The following is an 18653-nucleotide window of genomic DNA, read 5'->3' as shown; positions in this document are numbered from 1 at the left end:
CGGCGCACCTCCTTGGGGGACGAGCAGGCCGGTTCCCGGATGGGGAACCGGCCTGCGGTGGACCGACCAGTCTACGACGCCGCGCGCGGAAGCGCCTTTCGCCAGGGTCGAGCCCCGGCTGGGGCCTTACCGCGCGTTGAAGTACTTGGCTTCGGGGTGGTGGATGACGATGGCGTCGGTGGACTGCTCGGGGTGGAGCTGGAACTCCTCCGAGAGCTGGACGCCGATCCGCTCGGGTTCGAGGAGCTGTGCGATCTTGGCGCGGTCCTCCAGGTCGGGGCAGGCGCCGTAGCCGAGGGAGAAGCGGGCGCCCCGGTACTTCAGGTCGAACATGTCCTCGATCGCGGCCGGGTCCTCGCCGGCGAAGCCGAGCTCGGAGCGGACGCGGGCGTGCCAGTACTCGGCGAGGGCTTCGGCCAACTGCACGGACAGGCCGTGGAGTTCGAGGTAGTCGCGGTAGGAGTTGGCCTCGAAGAGCTTGGCGGTCTCCTCGCCGATGCGGGAGCCGACGGTGACGACCTGCAGGCCCACGACGTCGATCTCGCCGGACTCCTCGGGGCGGAAGAAGTCGGCCAGGCAGAGCCTGCGGCCGCGGCGCTGGCGCGGGAAGGAGAACCGGGTCCGCTCGTTGCCGTCGTCGTCCAGGATGATCAGGTCGTCGTCCTTGGACACACAGGGGAAGTAGCCGTAGACGACGGCCGCCTCCAGCAGGTTCTCGGTCTGGAGCCGGTCCAGCAGGCCGCGCAGCCGGGGCCGGCCCTCGGTCTCCACGAGCTGCTCGTAGGTGGGGCCCTCGCCGGTGCGGGCCTGCTTGAGGCCCCACTGGCCCTTGAACAGGGCGCCCTCGTCCAGCCAGCTCGCGTACTCCTTGAGCTGGATGCCCTTGACCACACGCGTGCCGCGGAACGGCGGGGTGGGCACGGGGTTGTCGGTGGCGACGTCGGAGCGGACGTGGCCCTCCTCGGGGCGGTCCTCCACGACGGTGGCCGCGGCGGGGCGCACCCGGCGCTGCCGCAGCTCGGGCAGCTGGACGCCGGGGACCCCGCGCTTGACGCCGATGAGGGCGTCCATCAGGCGCAGGCCCTCGAAGGCGTCGCGGGCGTAGCGGACCTCGCCCTCGTAGATCTCGTGCAGGTCCTGCTCGACATAGGCCCTGGTCAGCGCGGCGCCGCCGAGGATGACGGGGTAGTCGGCGGCCAGCCCGCGCTGGTTGAGCTCCTCCAGGTTCTCCTTCATGATCACCGTGGACTTGACCAGCAGGCCGGACATGCCGATGACGTCGGCGCGGTGCTCGGCGGCTGCGTCCAGGATCGCGGAGACCGGCTGCTTGATGCCGAGGTTGACGACGTTGTAGCCGTTGTTGGACAGGATGATGTCGACGAGGTTCTTGCCGATGTCGTGGACGTCGCCGCGGACGGTCGCCAGCACGATGGTGCCCTTGCCCTCGGCGTCCGACTTCTCCATGTGCGGTTCGAGGTGGGCGACGGCGGTCTTCATGACCTCGGCGGACTGCAGCACGAACGGCAGCTGCATCTGGCCGGAGCCGAAGAGTTCACCGACGACCTTCATGCCGTCCAGCAGCGTGTCGTTGACGATGTCGAGGGCGGCGCGGGTCAGGAGTGCCTCGTCGAGGTCGGCCTCCAGGCCGTTGCGTTCGCCGTCGACGATGCGGCGCTTGAGGCGCTCCTCCAGCGGCAGGGCGGCCAGCTCCTCGGCCTTGCCCGCCTTCAGGGACTTGGCGGTGGCGCCCTCGAACAGGGCCATCAGCTTCTGCAGCGGGTCGTAGCCCTCGGCCCGGCGGTCGTGGATCAGGTCGAGCGCCGTCTGCACCTCCTCCTCGCTGAAGCGGGCGATGGGCAGGATCTTGGAGGCGTGGACGATGGCGGAGTCCAGGCCGGCCTTCACGCACTCGTCGAGGAAGACGGAGTTCAGCAGGATGCGGGCGGCCGGGTTCAGGCCGAAGGAGATGTTCGACAGGCCCAGCGTGGTCTGCACGTCCGGGTGGCGGCGCTTGAGCTCGCGGATCGCCTCGATGGTGGCGACGCCGTCCTTGCGGGACTCCTCCTGACCGGTACAGATGGTGAAGGTCAGGGTGTCGATGAGGATGTCCGACTCGTGGATGCCCCAGTTGCCGGTCAGGTCGTCGATGAGCCGTTCGGCGATCTCGACCTTCTTCTCCGGTGTGCGGGCCTGCCCCTCCTCGTCGATGGTCAGCGCGATCAGCGCCGCCCCGTGCTCCTGCGCCAGTCGGGTGACCTTCGCGAAGCGGGACTCGGGGCCGTCGCCGTCCTCGTAGTTGACGGAGTTGATCACGGCCCGCCCGCCGAGCTTCTCCAAGCCGGCCTGGATCACGTCCACTTCGGTGGAGTCCAGGACGATCGGCAGGGTGGAGGCGGTGGCGAAACGGCCGGCGAGTTCGGCCATGTCGGCCACCCCGTCGCGGCCCACGTAGTCGACGCAGAGGTCGAGCATGTGGGCGCCCTCGCGGATCTGGTCGCGGGCCATCTCCACACAGTCGTCCCAGCGGGCCTCCAGCATGGCCTCACGGAACTTCTTGGAGCCGTTGGCGTTGGTGCGCTCGCCGATGGCCATGTAGGCGGTGTCCTGCCGGAACGGCACGCTCTGGTAGAGGGAGGCCGCACCGGGCTCCGGGCGCGGGTCGCGGGCGGGGGGAGTGAGGTCCCGGACGCGCTCGACGACCTGGCGCAGGTGCTCGGGGGTGGTGCCGCAGCAGCCGCCGACGAGGGAGAGGCCGTACTCGCGGACGAAGTTCTCCTGGGCGTCGGCCAGCTCCGGGGCGGTCAGCGGGTAGTGGGCGCCGTCCTTGGTCAGCACCGGCAGTCCCGCGTTGGGCATGCAGGAGAGCTGGATGCGGGAGTGGCGGGCCAGATGGCGCAGGTGCTCGCTCATCTCGGCGGGGCCGGTGGCGCAGTTCAGGCCGATCATGTCGATGCCGAGCGGCTCCAGCGCCGTCAGGGCGGCGCCGATCTCGGAGCCCAGGAGCATGGTGCCGGTGGTCTCGACCGTCACGGAGACGATCAGGGGGACCTCGTAGCCGGCGGTCTCCATGGCGCGGCGTGCCGCGATGACGGAGGCCTTGGTCTGCAGCAGGTCCTGAGTGGTCTCCACCAGCAGCGCGTCGGCGCCACCGGCCAGCAGGCCCTCGGCGTTCTGCTGGTAGGCGTCACGGATGGCGGTGAACGTGGTGTGGCCGAGGGTGGGCAGCTTGGTGCCGGGGCCGATGGAGCCGAGCACCCAGCGCTGCCGTCCGTCGCGGGCGGCGTACTCGTCGGCCGTCTCGCGGGCGATGCGGGCACCGGCCTCGGACAGCTCGGCGGTGCGTTCGGGGATGTCGTACTCGCCCAGTGCGGTGAGGTTGGCGCCGAAGGTGTTGGTCTCCACGCAGTCGACGCCCGCGTCGAAGTAGGCGGCGTGCACGGAGCGGACGATGTCGGGGCGGGTGACGTTGAGGACCTCGTTGCAGCCCTCGAGCTGCTGGAAGTCCTCCAGTGTGGGGTCCTGCGCCTGGAGCATCGTGCCCATCGCGCCGTCGGCGACCACCACACGGGTGGCGAGGGCCTCGCGGAGGGCCTCGGATCGGGCCCGGCCTGCGGCGGCGGACGTGAGGGACGTGTTCGGCGACGAGGCCATGGAGCTGCTCCCTGGAGTGCGACGGCTGTCGGCTTTGCGGCTTCCCACGGAAGGCGCACGCGGCAAGCGTAGCCCGGGGCGGCACGGATGGTCAGGGGCGTCCACGGGGCGGACCGGCGTGGCGCACCCGCTCGGGTGCGGTTTACTCCGACGACGAAAACAACGACGGACACCACTCCGGCACCTTTCGGACATCGCGCGGACGCATCGGGCACACCGCGCGCACCGGACGGACACCGCAGGGGCACGAGAATGCCACCGCACGGTGCGCGTGGCCGAAAAGCTGTTGTCGACCATTAGCAAGAGGTCGGCAACGACCGGTAGTGTTCGACATTGCCGAACGATGGAAGTTCAGTCGCGTACGGCGGCCGAAGGGGACGGAGGCAGGACGGCGATGGCACGGAACATCCAGTCGCTCGAACGGGCGGCCGCGATGCTGCGCCTGCTCGCGGGCGGCGAACGGCGGCTCGGCCTGTCGGACATCGCCTCGTCGCTGGGCCTCGCCAAGGGCACCGCCCACGGCATACTGCGCACGCTCCAGCAGGAGGGGTTCGTCGAGCAGGACGACGCCTCGGGGCGCTACCAGTTGGGGGCCGAACTGCTGCGGCTGGGAACCACGTACCTCGACGTCCACGAGTTGCGGGCGCGGGCCCTGGTCTGGACGGACGACCTGGCCCGCTCCAGCGGCGAGAGCGTCCACCTCGGGGTGCTGCATCAGCAGGGCGTGCTGATCGTGCACCACGTCTTCCGGCCCGACGACAGCCGGCAGGTCCTGGAGATAGGCGCCATGCAGCCCCTGCACTCCACGGCCCTGGGCAAGGTCCTGGCGGCCTACGACCCGGTGGCGCACAGCGAGGTGCTGGAGAGCGAGCGCAAGGCATTCACCGACCGGACCGTGCACGCGCTGGACGACTTCGAGGGCGTCCTGGACATCACCCGCGCCCGCGGGTACGCGGCCGACATCGAAGAGACCTGGGAGGGCGTGGCGTCCATCGCCGCCCCCATCCACGACCGGCGGCGGATGCCCGTCGGCGCGGTCGGCATCACCGGCGCCGTGGAGCGGCTGTGCCGCGACGGCGAGCTGCGCCCCGAGCTGATCGCGGCCGTACGGGACTGCGCCCGCGCGGTGTCGCGGGACCTGGGCGCCGGGCGGTTCTGAACCCCCTTCCGCGAATGCGGCGAAGGCCGGGACACGTCACCGTGTCCCGGCCTTCGCCGTACCCGCGTGTGCGCCTCTAGCAGCCACCCCAAGATCGACGGGCCTGTTCGATCAATAACGATCGCGTTTTCGACAACTCAGCTCTTGACGTGCCCGTAACGCCGGAGCAAGACTCCCGTCCATCGGTCGACATTGTCGAACACCTACCGGCAATACGCGCTAGAGTGTGACAACGCCATGGGCCGAACTCTTTCCCCTGGACGAAGGACAAAGGAGTCGCGGGTGTCCAGCTCCGACATCTTCATCGGCGAGACCATCGGTACCGCCATACTCATCCTGCTCGGCGGCGGCGTCTGCGCGGCCGTCACCCTGAAGGCCTCCAAGGCCCGTAACGCCGGCTGGCTCGCCATCACCTTCGGGTGGGGTTTTGCCGTTCTCACCGCCGTCTACACCTCCGCGCCGCTCTCCGGCGCCCACCTGAACCCGGCCGTCACCCTCGCGCTCGCGCTGAAGAAGGACGGCATCGAGTGGGGCGACGTCCCGATCTACTGGGGCGGGCAGCTGCTCGGCGCCATGATCGGTGCCGCTCTGGTCTGGATCGCCTACTACGGCCAGTTCCAGGCCCACCTGACCGACGAGGAGATCGTCGGTGACGCGGAGACGCGGACCAAGGCCAAGTCGATCGAGGCCCGGGAGAAGGGCGCCGGCCCCGTGCTGGGCATCTTCTCCACCGGCCCTGAGGTGCGCAACGCGGTCCTGAACATCGCCACCGAGGTCATCGGCACCGTCGTGCTGGTCCTGGCGGTGCTCACACAGGGTCTGAACGACTCGGGCAAGGGCCTCGGCACCCTCGGTGCCCTGATCACCTCGCTCGTCGTGGTCTCCATCGGTCTGTCCCTCGGTGGCCCGACCGGTTACGCGATCAACCCGGCCCGCGACCTCGGTCCGCGCATCGTGCACGCCCTGCTGCCCCTGCCCAACAAGGGCGGGTCGGACTGGAGCTACGCCTGGGTCCCGGTGGTCGGCCCCCTGATCGGTGCCGCCATCGCCGCAGGCCTCTACAACGTCGCATTCGCCTGAGGAACCCGTTGAGCCGCCGTTCTGCGGGCCCTCCCGCGGAACGCTCAGCACGCGCCGTACGTACAGCCCGTTGACCAGTTGACCTTTCAGGAGCACACCGTGACCGACGCCCACACCGCCGGCCCGTTCATCGCCGCCATCGACCAGGGCACGACCTCGTCCCGCTGCATCGTCTTCGACCGCGACGGACGCATCGTCTCCGTCGACCAGAAGGAGCACGAGCAGATCTTCCCGAAGCCGGGCTGGGTCGAGCACGACGCCACCGAGATCTGGACGAACGTCCAGGAGGTCGTCGCCGGGGCCATCGAGAAGGCCGGCATCACCCGTGACGACATCAAGGCCATCGGCATCACCAACCAGCGCGAGACCACGCTGCTCTGGGACAAGAACACCGGTGAGCCCGTCCACAACGCCATCGTCTGGCAGGACACCCGCACCGACGCCCTCTGCCGCGAGCTCGGCCGCAACGTCGGCCAGGACCGGTTCCGCCGTGAGACCGGCCTGCCGCTGGCCTCGTACTTCGCGGGCCCGAAGGCCCGCTGGCTGCTCGACAACGTCGAGGGCCTGCGTGAGCGCGCCGAGGCCGGCGACATCCTCTTCGGCACCATGGACACCTGGGTCATCTGGAACCTGACGGGCGGTGTGAACGGCGGCAAGCACTACACCGACGTCACCAACGCCTCCCGCACCATGCTGATGAACCTGCACACCCTGGAGTGGGACGAGAAGATCGCCGAGTCCATCGGCGTCCCGCTGTCGATGCTCCCGGAGATCCGTTCCTCCGCCGAGGTCTACGGCGAGGTCACCGGCGGCCGACTCGGCGACCTGCTCGGCGGCATCCCGGTCGCCTCCGCGCTCGGCGACCAGCAGGCGGCCCTGTTCGGCCAGACCTGTTTCGACGAGGGCGAGGCCAAGTCCACGTACGGCACCGGCACGTTCATGCTGCTGAACACCGGTGAGAAGATCATCAACTCCTACAGCGGCCTGCTGACCACGGTCGGCTACCGGATCGGCGACCAGAAGCCGGTCTACGCCCTGGAGGGCTCGATCGCCGTCACCGGCTCGCTGGTGCAGTGGATGCGCGACCAGATGGGGCTCATCTCGACCGCCGCCGAGATCGAGACGCTCGCGCTCACGGTCGAGGACAACGGCGGCGCGTACTTCGTGCCGGCCTTCTCCGGTCTGTTCGCCCCGTACTGGCGCTCCGACGCCCGCGGTGTGATCGCCGGTCTCACCCGGTACGTCACCAAGGCGCACCTCGCGCGCGCCGTCCTGGAGGCGACCGCCTGGCAGACCCGTGAGATCACGGACGCCATGACCAAGGACTCGGGCGTGGAGCTCGCGGCCCTCAAGGTCGACGGCGGCATGACCTCCAACAACCTGCTGATGCAGACGCTCTCGGACTTCCTGGACGCCCCCGTGGTCCGTCCGATGGTCGCCGAGACCACCTGCCTCGGCGCCGCCTACGCCGCCGGTCTCGCCGTCGGCTTCTGGACCAGCACCGACGACCTGCGCGCCAACTGGCGCCGGGCCGCCGAGTGGACCCCCCGGATGGACGCGGAGACCCGCGACCGTGAGTACAAGAGCTGGCTCAAGGCCGTCGAGCGGACCATGGGCTGGCTCGAGGACGAGAGCTGAGCGGGGCCCTCGACGGCTCCGAACATCCGGCTCTGATGAGGAGTAAGAACCCGACATGACCAGTCAGACCACCCTGCAGACCCTGCCTGCCCTGGGGACGCGCCCGGCGTCCGGCTCGAACCCGAGCCGTGCCGAGACCCGGGAGCAGCTCGCCAAGGCGTCGTACGACCTCCTCGTGATCGGCGGCGGCATCCTGGGCATCTCCACCGCCTGGCACGCCGCGCAGTCCGGGCTCAGGGTGGCTCTGGTCGACGCCGGCGACTTCGCCGGCGCCACCTCCTCCGCCTCCTCCAAGCTGCTCCACGGCGGTCTGCGCTACCTGCAGACCGGCGCGGTGAAGCTGGTGGCGGAGAACCACTTCGAGCGCCGTGCGGTCTCCCGCCAGGTGGCCCCCCACCTGGCGAACCCGCTCACGTTCTACCTTCCCGTGTACAAGGGCGGGCCGCACGGCGCGGCGAAGCTCGGGGCGGGCGTCTTCGCCTACTCCGCGCTCTCCGCCTTCGGTGACGGCGTCGGTCACCTGCTCTCCCCCGCCAAGGCGGCGCAGGACGTACCCGAGCTGCGCACCGACAACCTCAAGGCCGTCGCCGTGTACGGCGACGACCAGATGAACGACTCCCGGATGGCGCTGATGACGGTCCGCGCGGCCGTCGAGTCGGGCGCGGTGGTCCTGAACCACGCCGAGGTCACCGGGCTGCGCTTCACCAAGGGCCGGGTCACCGGTGCCGAGCTGCGCGACCGGCTGTCCGGGGATGAATTCGGAGTCGACGCGCGGCTGGTGCTGAACGCGACCGGGCCGTGGGTCGACCACCTGCGCCGGATGGAGAACCCGAACGCGGCCCCCTCCATCCGTCTCTCCAAGGGCGCGCACCTGGTGCTGAAGCGGACGGCTCCCTGGAAGGCCGCGCTCGCCACACCCATCGACAAGTACCGCATCACCTTCGCCCTCCCCTGGGAGGACATGCTGCTGCTCGGTACGACCGACGAGATGTACGAGGGCGACCCGGCGGACGTCGCGGTCACCGAGAAGGACATATCCCAGATCCTGGACGAGGCCGCCTTCTCCATCCGCGACCAGCAGCTCTCCCGCGATCTCATCACCTACTCCTTCGCCGGTCTGCGGGTGCTGCCGGGCGGGCCCGGTGACACCGCGAAGGCCAAGCGGGAGACGGTCGTCACCGAGGGCCGGGGCGGCATGCTGTCCGTCGCGGGCGGCAAGTGGACGACGTTCCGGCACATCGGCCGCACCATCATGAAGAAGCTGGAGGCGCTCCCCGGGCACCCGCTGGGCGAGGACTTCGAACCGGTCTCCACGCTGCCGAAGAAGCTGCCGCTGCCGGGTGTCGCCAACCCGCGCGCGGTCGCCCACCGGCTGCTGGTGGACCGACCCGCCCCGGGGCCGCGGATGGGTGCCGACACGGCGCGGCACCTGGCCACGCACTACGGTTCCCTGGCCTTCGACATCGCCCGTCTGGCCAACGAGAACCCCGAGCTGGGCGAGCGCGTCCACCCGGACGCGCCCGAGATCTGGGCGCAGGTCGTCTACGCCCGCGACACCGAGTGGGCCGAGACGGCCGACGACGTCCTGCGGCGGCGGACGACGCTGACGATACGGGGCCTGGCCACGGACGAGATCCGGGCGAAGGTCCAGGACGTGCTCGACAAGAAGTGACCGACTCTCGGTCCGGCCCCTCCCCTGACCGGGGTCGGCGCCGAGCGGGACGGCCCCCTCCGCTCTGGGGCCGGACCACGCGAAGGGGCGGCTCCCCTCCAGGGAGCCGCCCCTTCGCGTCTGCCCCCGACGATGCTCCTCCTGCCTGTCACCCGCGGACGACGAGGCGGCCCGGCCGACCTGAGGCACTGTGGCCGAAGAGACACGCCGGAGCCTTCATAATGGCCTGATACATCGGATGTCTGAACGACCGGATCAACCGGAGCCATCGGATCAGCGGGAGCGGCCCGAACGGCCGGAGCGACCGGAACGGCCTGACACGACGAGGAGGGGCCGCCATGGCAGTCACCGACGAGGCGATCGAGAAGATCAAGGACATGATCCTCTCCGGCGCGCTGCGCCCCGGGGACCGGCTGCCGAAGGAGAGCGAGCTCGCCGCCGATCTCGGGCTGTCCCGCAACTCCCTGCGCGAGGCCGTGCGCGCCCTGTCGTTGATCCGCATCCTGGACGTGCGGCAGGGCGACGGCACCTATGTGACCAGTCTCGACCCGCAACTCCTGCTGGAGGCGCTGAGCTTCGTCGTCGACTTCCACCGCGACGACACGGTCCTGGAGTTCCTCGCCGTACGCCGGATCCTCGAACCGGCGGCGACGGCGATGGCCGCTCTGAAGATCAGCGAGCAGCAACTGGACGCGCTGGCGGCCCAGTTGGACAAGCTCGGCACCGATCCTTCGGTGGAGGAACTGGTCGCCTCCGACCTGGAGTTCCACCGGGGCATCGTGCAGAGCTCAGGGAACTCCGTGCTCTGCTCGCTGCTCGACGGCCTCTCGGGGCCCACCACACGGGCCCGTATCTGGCGCGGACTGACCCAGGAGGACGCCGTCAGCCGGACCCTGCACGAGCACCGCGCCATCCTGGCCGCCCTGCGCGACCGCGACGCCGACGCCGCGCGTTCCTGGGCGACAGTGCACATCGCGAGCGTGGAACAGTGGCTGCGATCGTCCCTGTGAGAAGTTGATCACCTGATGCTCGGCCGCCGACGCGTGTTTGAGCCGTGCGAACGGGGCAGTGATCCGTTCACTCCCCCGTGCAAGGGGGCTGCGGAGGCCCCCTCGGCACGCCGTAAGGTTGGGGCGTACGCGAGGGCACGTCGGAAGGAGGCGCTGGGTGATCGAGCTGGAGGGGGTTCCCGAGCTGATCGACCCAGTGATGGTGGCCGCGTTCGAAGGCTGGAACGACGCCGGCGACGCCGCCTCCACCGCGGTCGCGCATCTGGACCGGGAATGGAAGGGCGAGGTGTTCGCGGCGCTGGACGCCGAGGACTACTACGACTTCCAGGTGAACCGTCCCACGGTGTGGCTGGACGGCGGCGTACGGAAGATCACCTGGCCGACGACAAGGTTGTCGGTGGTCAGGGTGGGCGGCGACAAGCCCCGCGATCTCGTACTCGTCCGGGGTATCGAGCCGTCGATGCGCTGGCGCTCGTTCTGCAACGAGCTGCTGGGCTTCGCCCATGAGCTGGGCGTGGAGCTGGTGGTGGTGCTGGGCGCGCTGCTCGGCGACACCCCGCACACGCGTCCGGTCCCGGTCAGCGGTGTCACGTCCGACCCGGACCTGGCGCAGCGGATGGACCTGGAGGAGACCAAGTACGAGGGCCCCACGGGCATCGTCGGCATCCTCCAGGAGGCGTGCACGCACGCCGGTGTCCCCGCGGTCTCGCTCTGGGCGGCGGTGCCGCACTACGTGTCGCAGCCGCCGAACCCGAAGGCGACGCTGGCCCTCCTGAACCGCCTGGAGGACCTCATCGACGTGCGCATCCCGCTGGGCGAGCTGCCCGAGGACGCGCGTGCCTGGCAGGTGGGCGTGGACCAGCTGGCGGCGGAGGACAGCGAAGTCGCCGAGTACGTGCAGACGCTGGAGGAGGCCCGGGACACGGCGGAGCTGCCGGAGGCGTCGGGCGAGGCGATCGCTCGCGAGTTCGAGCGGTATCTGCGGCGCCGTGACGGTGGGCCCGGCGCCGCCGGTCCGGCCGGGGGGCATGCCACGGCTGACGGGGGTGACACGGGCTCCGGCGCGTGGAACCCGAAGGAGAACCCCGGGGGGCGTACGCGGCCGCCGAAGCCGCCGCGGCCGGAGGCCGCAGGCGAGAGCGAGAGCGAGAGCGAGAGTGAGAGTGACGGCGAGGGTTCGTCGGAGGAGTAGTGCGCCGGTGATGCCGTTGCCGTGACGCTGCGCGGGATCCGCAGGTTCGTCGTGGCTGGTCGTGCACTGCCCCGCGCCCCTTTCGGGGCGCGGGGCAGTGCACCGGGAGTGGTCAGGTACTCAGCACTTGATCGCCACCACGGCGTAACTCGTGTCCGGGGTCGGGGTCGTGGTGAAGCGGGCGTTGGGCAGGTACAGGCGTTTGTTGTGGGCCGCGACCGTGGTCGGGACGTCGAAGTCGGCGTCGCTGAGGCGGCCCTCGAAGATGCCGCTGCGGCCGTCGGTGGAGAGGTGGAACACGTCGATCGCGTTCTGCCGGTTCTGCACCACGTAGAGCCGCCGGCCGATCAGCAGCAGACCGTCGCCGTTGGTGAGGGGGGCCGCGTCGCCCAGGTCGACGAGGGTCGTGACGCCCGTTCTCGGGTCGACCCGGTGGAGTGCGCCCACACCGGACTGGACGACCAGGAGGGCCTTGCCGTCCGGAGTGCGGGTGATGCCGTTGGCGTTGACCGTCTCGCCCGGCGTCTGGGTCCAGGCGCCGCTCAGGGTGACCGTGACGACCTCGTCCGCACCCGGCAGCCGACCGTCACGGCCGAGCGGCAGGGCGTAGAGGGCGGGCTGGAACGAGTCGGTGAACCAGGCCGCGCCCGGGGTGAGGAAGACGTCGTTGGCGAAGGTCGGCGTCCTGGTGGTGAGCGTGTACGACGCGATGATCGCGCCGGTGCGGATGTCCACCACGCGGGCGCCCTGACCGCGCCCGGCGACGAACAGCCGCCCCCGGTCGTCGAGTTTGAGCCCCACGGAGGGCGTACCGGGGCCCGCCGAGACGATGCGGCCCGCGCCGGTGCGCAGGTCGGCGCGGTAGATCGAGCCGTCGCCGAGGGAGCCGAGGTAGGCGTAGGGGCCGGTGCCGATGGTGATGCCCTCGGGGCGGAAGCCGTTGGGCAGGGGGATGACGTCGGGCCACGGATCCTCGGTGGCCGAGCCGGCGGCGGAGGCGGCGGACGCGGAGGAGGCCCCGACGAGCAGCGCGCCGGCGGTCGCGGCCGACGTCGTGAGCAGTCTTCGCCTACTGAGGTGGGGGGTGGGGCGAGCCGAGAGGGAGTGCGGGGGGAGCGGGGGTGCCACTGTGCGTCCCTTCCACGAAGGGACCGGCAGCTGGCCGGTCCGGCTTCAACTGACGTCTGTCACCCCATCACATGCCGACCGACCCCGCAGCCCTTCGCCCGTCGACCGACAGCTCCTTGACAGCCCGGGGACGACGCGCGGCCGGGATGGTGCCGGTCTGGTCGGCTCGGCCGTTCAGCTCCCTCCCCGTCCCCCTGAACTGCCGTCCCGGCACCGCGTCTTCGTGGCCGGTGCGGCGCCATCCCGCCGCCCGCCCCGCGAGCGGCCCTGCCGCATGGCGACGGGGCGCGTCCTCCGCTCGGAGGACGCGCCCCGTCGATGTCCCTCCGGCGCGTGGCGTGGGCGACGCCTGTGCCGGGGTCGTTCTTCGGTGACACCAGTGCAGAGTCGTTACTGCATCGGCTTCACAGGGCCACGCCGAGCAGCGCGTCCACGGCGCGCGACACCACACCGGGCGCGCTCTCGTCCGTGCCGCCCCGCTCCTGCTGGAGGGCGGCCCAGCGGTCGACCGCGGCGAGCGCGGTGGGCGCGTCCAGGTCGTTCGCGAGGGCCTCGCGCATCTCCTCGACCAGGGCCTCGGCGGGCGGTCCGTCGGGCCGGGAGACGGCGGCGCGCCACCGGTCGAGGCGGGCCACGGCCTCCTGGAGCACCTGGTCGGTCCACTCCCAGTCGGACCGGTAGTGGTGGGCGAGGAGCGCGAGCCGTATCGCGGCCGGGTCGACCCCGTCGCGGCGCAGCGCGGAGACGAAGACCAGGTTGCCCTTGGACTTCGACATCTTCTCGCCGTGCAGGGCGACCATCCCGGCGTGGACGTACGCCTTGGCCATGGGGAACTCGCCGGTCAGCGCCTGCGCGTGCGAGGCGCCCATCTCATGGTGCGGGAAGGCGAGGTCGGAGCCGCCGCCCTGCACGTCGAAGCCCATGCCGAGGTGGTCGAGGGCGATGGCGACGCACTCGATGTGCCAGCCGGGCCTGCCGCGTCCGAGGGAGCCGCCGTCCCAGCTGGGCTCGCCCTCGCGCGCGGCCATCCAGAGCATGGGGTCGAGCGGGTTCTTCTTGCCCGGCCGGTCCGGATCGCCGCCGCGCTCGGCGGAGAGCAGCCGCATCGTGGCCGCGTCGAGGCGCGAGACCTTGCCGAAGTCGGGGTCGGACTCGACGGAGAAGTAGATGTCCCCTTCGAGTTCGTAGGCGGCGCCGGAGTCACGGAGCCGCTCGACGAGCGGAACGATGCCGGGGATGGCCTCGACCGCGCCGATGTAGTGGCGGGGCGGGAGCATCCGCAGGGCGGTCATGTCCTCGCGGAAGAGGGCGGTCTCCTTCTCGGCGAGGGCCACCCAGTCGATGGCGTCGCGCTCGGCCCGCTCCAGCAGGGGGTCGTCGACGTCCGTCACGTTCTGGACGTAGTGAACCTGCCGCTTGGTGTCGAGCCACACGCGCTGAACGAGGTCGAACGCGTTGTAGGTCGCCGCGTGACCCATGTGGGTCGCGTCGTACGGGGTGATACCGCAGACGTAGATACGGGCGACGGGACCGGGGTCAAGGGTGATGAGCCCATCGGTCGCGGTGTCGTGGATCCGAAGGTCGCGGCCCTTGCCGGGCAGGGCGGGGACCTCAGAAGCGGGCCAGGCATACATGCCACGAGCCTAACCCGATCGCTGCGCGGCTATGCGGGGTCCCTCCGGGGACCGGCAGGGCGCCTACCCACTCGGGGGTACGCCCTGTGCTGCGGCCGCGGCGGGTACGTGGCTGATCGCGCAGTTCCCCGCGCCCGCTTACGGGGCGCGGCCCTGCGCTGGTTCCGTCAGACCGGGGGCCAGGGGATCGCCGGCCACTCGCCGCTCGGCTCCGGGTGGCGTCCGCTCTTCAGGAGCGCGGCCACCCGTTCGCGCGTGGCGTCCAGTTCGGCCGGTGTGATCAACGCGACGAGCTTGGCCGCCAGCGCCCCGCCCTCCCCGAGCGCGTCCCGCAGCCGCTCCAGGACGTCCACGGCCTCCTCGGTGAGCGGCTCCCCCGCCCAGCCCCACAACAACGTCCGCAGTTTGTTCTCGACGTTGAAGGTCACTCCGTGGTCGATGCCGTAGAGCCGTCCCTCCGCGGCGGGCAGGAGGTGCCCGCCCTTGCGGTCGGCGTTGTTGACGACCGCGTCGAGGACGGCGAGCCGGCGCAGCCGCTGGTCGTCGGCGTGCACGAGGAGCGCGGTCTCGCCGTCCCCGACCTCGGCGAAGCCGACGGCCTTCCAGCCCTCCCCGGGCTCCTCACCGTCGACGAGGGCCAGCAGCTCGGATCCGGGCGCGCCCTCGATCCACAGCTGGCACATGCCCTGCCCGTACGGCCCGTCCCGCAGCACGGTGGGCGGGACGAGCCCCCAGCCGGTCGCCTCGGACACCTCGTACGCGGCGACCTCGCGCTGCGCGAGCGTGCCGTCGGGGAAGTCCCACAGGGGTCGCTCCCCGGCGACGGGTTTGTAGACGCAGGCGGCCTCGCGGCCCTCGTGCGCGACCGTGCAGTACAGCACCGCGTTGGACGCCTCCCGCACCTGGCCGCGCACGGTCAGCTCGCCCTCGGCCAGCAGGGTGACCGACGGCTCGACCGGCGGGGTGGGCGACGGCTCGGCGGAGGCGGTCACTCCCCGCGCCGGTATCCGTTCTGGCGCGGACATACGTGTCCTTCCGGGTCGAGCGGCAGACTGCACAGCGGGCACGGCGGGCGCCCGGCGTTGACGACGTCGAGCGCGCGCTTGGCGAAGGCGCGGGCCTGGGTGCCGGTGAGGCGGACGCGGAGCATCGGCGGGCCGTTCTCCTCGTCCTGGAGCATCCGCTCCTCCGCCTCCGCGAGGTCCTCCTCGGAGTCGGCGTCCAGCTCGACCAGGGCCTGGGCCTCGACGATCATCCGCTCCTCGTCGCCGTCCCAGGCCAGTGCCATGGTGCCGACCCGGAACTCCTCCTCGACGGGGGTCTCCAGCGGTGCCGTGTCCGACACCTCGGTGGGGGCGACGGCCGGCACCGCGGCGCTGCCGCCGCTGCGCCGCACGACCTCGTCCAGCAGTTCGTCCATGCGCTCGGCGAGCGCGGCGACCTGGGTCTTCTCCAGGGCAACGCTGGTGACACGCTGCCCGGAGGAGGCCTGCAGGAAGAAGGTACGGCGCCCGGGCAGCCCGACCGTACCGGCCACGAAGCGGTCCGGGGGGTCGTAGAGGAACACCTGACGGGACACGTCCTGTCTCCATTGGAATCGACGTCGGGACCGGCCGCGCCGGCTGCTGAGGGGTTCAGTGCCGCCGCGACCGCTTCACCCTACTGCGGTTGACGATCACGGTGCCCCCGCACCGCCCCCCACGGTCGCGTCACCGCTCGGGGGCTCCTCGCGCGGCGCCAGGGACGACAAGTCCCCGGTGTCGCCGAGACGGACGAGAAACGGCCTGAGTCGGGTGTAACGGATCGCGGTGATGGAACACGGTTCGACAGAGATCCGCTGGAAGAGGTCCAGATGAAGTCCGAGTGCGTCCGCGACGAGCGACTTGATGACGTCGCCGTGCGAGCACATCACGTACACGGCGTCGGCACCGTGGTCACGCTCCACGCGCGCGTTCCACTCGCGGACCGCCTCCGCGGCCCGGTGCTGCATGGCCCGCATCGACTCCCCGCCGGGGAACTCGGCCGCCGTCGGATGCGCCTGGACGACCTCCATCAGCGGCTCGTCCTTCAACTCGGCGAGCTTGCGGCCGGACCAGTCGCCGTAGTGGCACTCGCCGATGCGCTCGTCGGTGTGCGCGGCGAGACCGGGCCGCGCGTCCAGCAGCGGGCGGACCGTCTCCTGGCAGCGCTGGAGCGGGCTGGTGACGACCTCCGCGATCGGCAGCCCGGCGAGGCGGCCGGGCAGCGCCGCGGCCTGGGCGGTGCCTCGCTCGTCGAGCGCGACCCCGGGCGTCCACCCGGCGAGCACGCCCTCGGTGTTGGCGGTGGAACGTCCGTGCCGGACAAGGATCAACGTGGGCATGCGCCCCAGCCTAGACGCCCGCCCGACACACTCCCCCGGCCCTGTGGACAACGCTCCGTGAACAGGGCTCCGCAAACAACGCTCGTGGCCAAGGCCCTGTGGACAAGCGCCCTGTGGACAAGGCCCTGCGAAAGGAACTCCCCGTGATCGTCGACTGCGCCGTCTACCGCGACGGGCACCGCACCGAGGGCCCCGACGACCTCTCCGACGCCCTGGCCGCCGCCCGCGCCTCGGGCGGCTTCGTGTGGATCGGCCTGCACGAGCCGTCGGAGAAGGAGTTCGCCCTGGTCACCGAGGAGTTCGCACTGCATCCGCTGGCCGTGGAGGACGCTCTGAAGGCCCACCAGCGGCCCAAGCTGGAGGTGTACGACGACTCGCTGTTCATGGTCCTCAAGCCAGTCGTGTACGAGCCGGCCAGCGACACCGTGACCAGCGGCGAGGTGATGGTCTTCCTCGGCCACGCCTTCGTCGTGACCGTCCGCCACGGCGACGGCTCCCCTCTGGGGGTCGTACGACGTCGCCTGGAGCAGGAGCCCGAACTGCTCGGGAAAGGGCCCACGTCCGTGCTGTACGCGATCACGGACGCCACGGTCGACCACTATCTGGAGGTGGCGACCGAGCTCCAGACCGACCTGGAGGAACTGGAGACGGAGGTCTTCTCCCCCGACGTCGGCGGCTCAAGGAACACGGCGTCCCGCATCTACACCTTCAAACGCCAGGTCCTGGAGTTCCGCCGGGCCACCGGCCCGCTCGCCGCACCTCTCGTCCGGCTGTCGGGCACCGGCAACTCCACCCTCGCGGTGCCCTTTGTCGAGGAGAAGGCCCAGCCCTTCTTCCGTGACGTCAACGACCACCTCACCCGCGTCAACGAGTCCGTCGAGGGCCTGGACCGGTTGGTCTCCGACATCCTCTCCGCGCATCTCGCGCAGATGAGCGTCCGCCAGAACGACGACATGCGGAAGATCTCGGCCTGGGCGGCCATGGCCGCGATCCCGACGATGGCCGCCGGTGTCTACGGCATGAACTTCGAGCACATGCCCGAGCTGCGCTGGGTGTGGTCGTACCCGGCGCTGATGGCGCTGATGGTCATGACGGAGGTGCTGGTGTACCGGCTCTTCAAGCGACGGGGCTGGCTGTAGCCCTCGGGACCGCACGCCGCCGTGTGCCGCCCCTCGTGCCGTACGCGCGCGTGGTCGAGCGGCGACGCCCCACGCGCGCGTACGGATGTGCGAGGTGCTCAGGCGAACTCCGGGGCCGCGGTCGCCGGTCCGCCCAGGGCGTCGCGGCGTTCCGGCATCGCCAGGGTCACCATGCGGCGCCAGCCGAAGGCCCGCTCGTAGGCGTACACGGCGTGGATGCCCGCCGCGAGGACGGCGGCCTTCGCCTTCGGCCAGCCCAGGACGCGTCCCATGCGGTCCATCACGGCGAGGCTGACGTCCCGGTACACGGCGATCTCGGCGAGGGCGCACTCGCGCAGGGTCCGCTGGATCAGACGGCCGTGTCCGGCGGCCGCGTAACGCAGCAGCTCCTCGTGGGTGTACGCGAGGTGGTTGTCCTCGTCGTCGGAGATCATCCGGACGGCCTTGCCGATCTCGGGGTGGTCCGCGAAGTGCTTGCGGAGCATCACCATCTGGTCGGCGGCACGCTGTTCGGTGACCCGGCTGTGGGACAGGTAGACGATGATGTCCCGCTGTGTCAGGGCCTGGTCGGCCTTGAGCTTCTCGTGGGCGAGGCCGATGCCGCGGCGTTCGAGGAGCATCGTGTAGTCGGTCTCGGGCGGGACCTCCACCGGTCGGAGGCCGCGCTTCTTCATGAGGGCGTGGAAGATCCGCCCGTGTTTGTCCTCGTCGGCACCGTGACGGGTGATCTTCGGTGCGAGTGCGCGCTCGCTCTGCGGGACGAGCGCCGCGATACGCGCGTTCTCCCAGCCGCCCTGTGTCTCGCCGCTGGCGGCGATCGAACAGAACAGCCGGAACGACTCGTCGTTGTCGACGATCTCCTGGAAGAGACTCTTGGCCGAAAGCATCTGAGGCACCTCTCTGCAGGGGTCCTGGCAGGGGTCCTGCAGAAAACGAGTCAAATGGGGTAACAGGAGCCGGGCAACAGCTGTGTCGGACAAATCCGCCG

14 protein-coding genes are annotated in these 18653 nt (G+C 70.8%); 7 read left to right on the top strand and 7 right to left on the bottom strand.

Annotation, left to right across the window (positions count from 1 at the left end; all coding sequences use genetic code 11):
- Positions 1 to 126 precede the first annotated feature (126 nt).
- Positions 127 to 3651, bottom strand: a complete 3525-nt coding sequence (metH, locus tag GWK25_RS15660) for a methionine synthase (RefSeq protein WP_215450840.1) — start codon at positions 3649 to 3651, stop codon at positions 127 to 129.
- A gap of 394 nt (positions 3652 to 4045) precedes the next feature.
- On the opposite strand from metH, the gene GWK25_RS15655 reads away from it, so the two are divergent.
- From GWK25_RS15655 to GWK25_RS15630, 6 genes are all read left to right on the top strand, one after another.
- Positions 4046 to 4810, top strand: a complete 765-nt coding sequence (locus GWK25_RS15655) for an IclR family transcriptional regulator (RefSeq protein WP_215450839.1) — start codon at positions 4046 to 4048, stop codon at positions 4808 to 4810.
- A gap of 282 nt (positions 4811 to 5092) precedes the next feature.
- Positions 5093 to 5890, top strand: a complete 798-nt coding sequence (locus GWK25_RS15650; protein ID WP_215450838.1) for an MIP/aquaporin family protein — start codon at positions 5093 to 5095, stop codon at positions 5888 to 5890.
- Positions 5891 to 5989: 99 nt separating this feature from the next.
- On the top strand, positions 5990 to 7528 hold the full coding sequence (glpK, locus tag GWK25_RS15645) for a glycerol kinase GlpK (RefSeq protein WP_215450837.1): 1539 nt from the start codon (positions 5990 to 5992) through the stop codon (positions 7526 to 7528).
- 55 nt (positions 7529 to 7583) lie between these two features.
- Positions 7584 to 9200 (top strand): glycerol-3-phosphate dehydrogenase/oxidase, encoded by a 1617-nt coding sequence (locus GWK25_RS15640; RefSeq protein WP_215450836.1) that lies wholly within the window; start codon positions 7584 to 7586, stop codon positions 9198 to 9200.
- 338 nt (positions 9201 to 9538) lie between these two features.
- A complete protein-coding gene (locus GWK25_RS15635) occupies positions 9539 to 10210 on the top strand; it encodes a FadR/GntR family transcriptional regulator (protein ID WP_215450835.1) in 672 nt (223 codons plus the stop codon).
- Between the two features lie 157 nt (positions 10211 to 10367).
- Complete coding sequence (locus GWK25_RS15630; RefSeq protein ID WP_215450834.1) at positions 10368 to 11402, top strand: PAC2 family protein; 1035 nt, start codon at positions 10368 to 10370, stop codon at positions 11400 to 11402.
- A 120-nt stretch (positions 11403 to 11522) separates the two neighbouring features.
- Here GWK25_RS15630 and GWK25_RS15625 read toward each other — a convergent pair whose 3' ends face one another.
- The 5 genes from GWK25_RS15625 to GWK25_RS15605 all read right to left on the bottom strand — a co-directional run bounded on the left by GWK25_RS15625 (position 11523) and on the right by GWK25_RS15605 (position 16526).
- Positions 11523 to 12530 (bottom strand): SMP-30/gluconolactonase/LRE family protein, encoded by a 1008-nt coding sequence (locus GWK25_RS15625; protein ID WP_215450833.1) that lies wholly within the window; start codon positions 12528 to 12530, stop codon positions 11523 to 11525.
- A 404-nt stretch (positions 12531 to 12934) separates the two neighbouring features.
- Entirely contained in the window at positions 12935 to 14164 is a 1230-nt protein-coding gene (gene mshC / locus GWK25_RS15620; RefSeq protein ID WP_215450832.1) for a cysteine--1-D-myo-inosityl 2-amino-2-deoxy-alpha-D-glucopyranoside ligase, read from the bottom strand.
- Between the two features lie 167 nt (positions 14165 to 14331).
- On the bottom strand, positions 14332 to 15189 hold the full coding sequence (locus tag GWK25_RS15615; RefSeq protein WP_215450831.1) for an SCO1664 family protein: 858 nt from the start codon (positions 15187 to 15189) through the stop codon (positions 14332 to 14334).
- Entirely contained in the window at positions 15153 to 15743 is a 591-nt protein-coding gene (locus GWK25_RS15610; protein ID WP_033531640.1) for a DUF3090 domain-containing protein, read from the bottom strand. Before GWK25_RS15610 ends, GWK25_RS15615 begins: the two co-directional genes overlap by 37 nt.
- Before the next feature lie 96 nt (positions 15744 to 15839).
- Entirely contained in the window at positions 15840 to 16526 is a 687-nt protein-coding gene (locus tag GWK25_RS15605) for a histidine phosphatase family protein (RefSeq protein ID WP_215450830.1), read from the bottom strand.
- 143 nt (positions 16527 to 16669) lie between these two features.
- Here GWK25_RS15605 and GWK25_RS15600 point away from each other — a divergent pair, with 143 nt between their 5' ends.
- The gene (locus tag GWK25_RS15600) at positions 16670 to 17665 is read left to right on the top strand and encodes a magnesium and cobalt transport protein CorA (protein WP_215450829.1); all 996 of its coding nucleotides are present in this window, start codon (positions 16670 to 16672) and stop codon (positions 17663 to 17665) included.
- A 98-nt stretch (positions 17666 to 17763) separates the two neighbouring features.
- Here GWK25_RS15600 and GWK25_RS15595 read toward each other — a convergent pair whose 3' ends face one another.
- Complete coding sequence (locus GWK25_RS15595; RefSeq protein ID WP_215450828.1) at positions 17764 to 18552, bottom strand: ferritin-like domain-containing protein; 789 nt, start codon at positions 18550 to 18552, stop codon at positions 17764 to 17766.
- Positions 18553 to 18653: the final 101 nt, after the last annotated feature.

It is taken from the genome of Streptomyces sp. ATCC 21386, assembly GCF_018728545.1.
Classification (GTDB): domain Bacteria; phylum Actinomycetota; class Actinomycetes; order Streptomycetales; family Streptomycetaceae; genus Streptomyces.
This window is presented reverse-complemented; position numbering and strand designations above follow the sequence as displayed.

Bases quoted from the DNA above. Each gene is read 5' to 3' on its own strand.
- GWK25_RS15635 (WP_215450835.1), top strand. From the start codon at position 9,539: ATGGCAGTCACCGACGAGGCGATCGAGAAGATCAAGGACATGATCCTC.
- mshC (WP_215450832.1), bottom strand. From the start codon at position 14,164: ATGTATGCCTGGCCCGCTTCTGAGGTCCCCGCCCTGCCCGGCAAGGGC.
- GWK25_RS15605 (WP_215450830.1), bottom strand. From the start codon at position 16,526: ATGCCCACGTTGATCCTTGTCCGGCACGGACGTTCCACCGCCAACACC.
- GWK25_RS15640 (WP_215450836.1), top strand. From the start codon at position 7,584: ATGACCAGTCAGACCACCCTGCAGACCCTGCCTGCCCTGGGGACGCGC.
- GWK25_RS15595 (WP_215450828.1), bottom strand. From the start codon at position 18,552: ATGCTTTCGGCCAAGAGTCTCTTCCAGGAGATCGTCGACAACGACGAG.
- metH (WP_215450840.1), bottom strand. From the start codon at position 3,651: ATGGCCTCGTCGCCGAACACGTCCCTCACGTCCGCCGCCGCAGGCCGG.
- GWK25_RS15655 (WP_215450839.1), top strand. From the start codon at position 4,046: ATGGCACGGAACATCCAGTCGCTCGAACGGGCGGCCGCGATGCTGCGC.
- GWK25_RS15615 (WP_215450831.1), bottom strand. From the start codon at position 15,189: ATGTCCGCGCCAGAACGGATACCGGCGCGGGGAGTGACCGCCTCCGCC.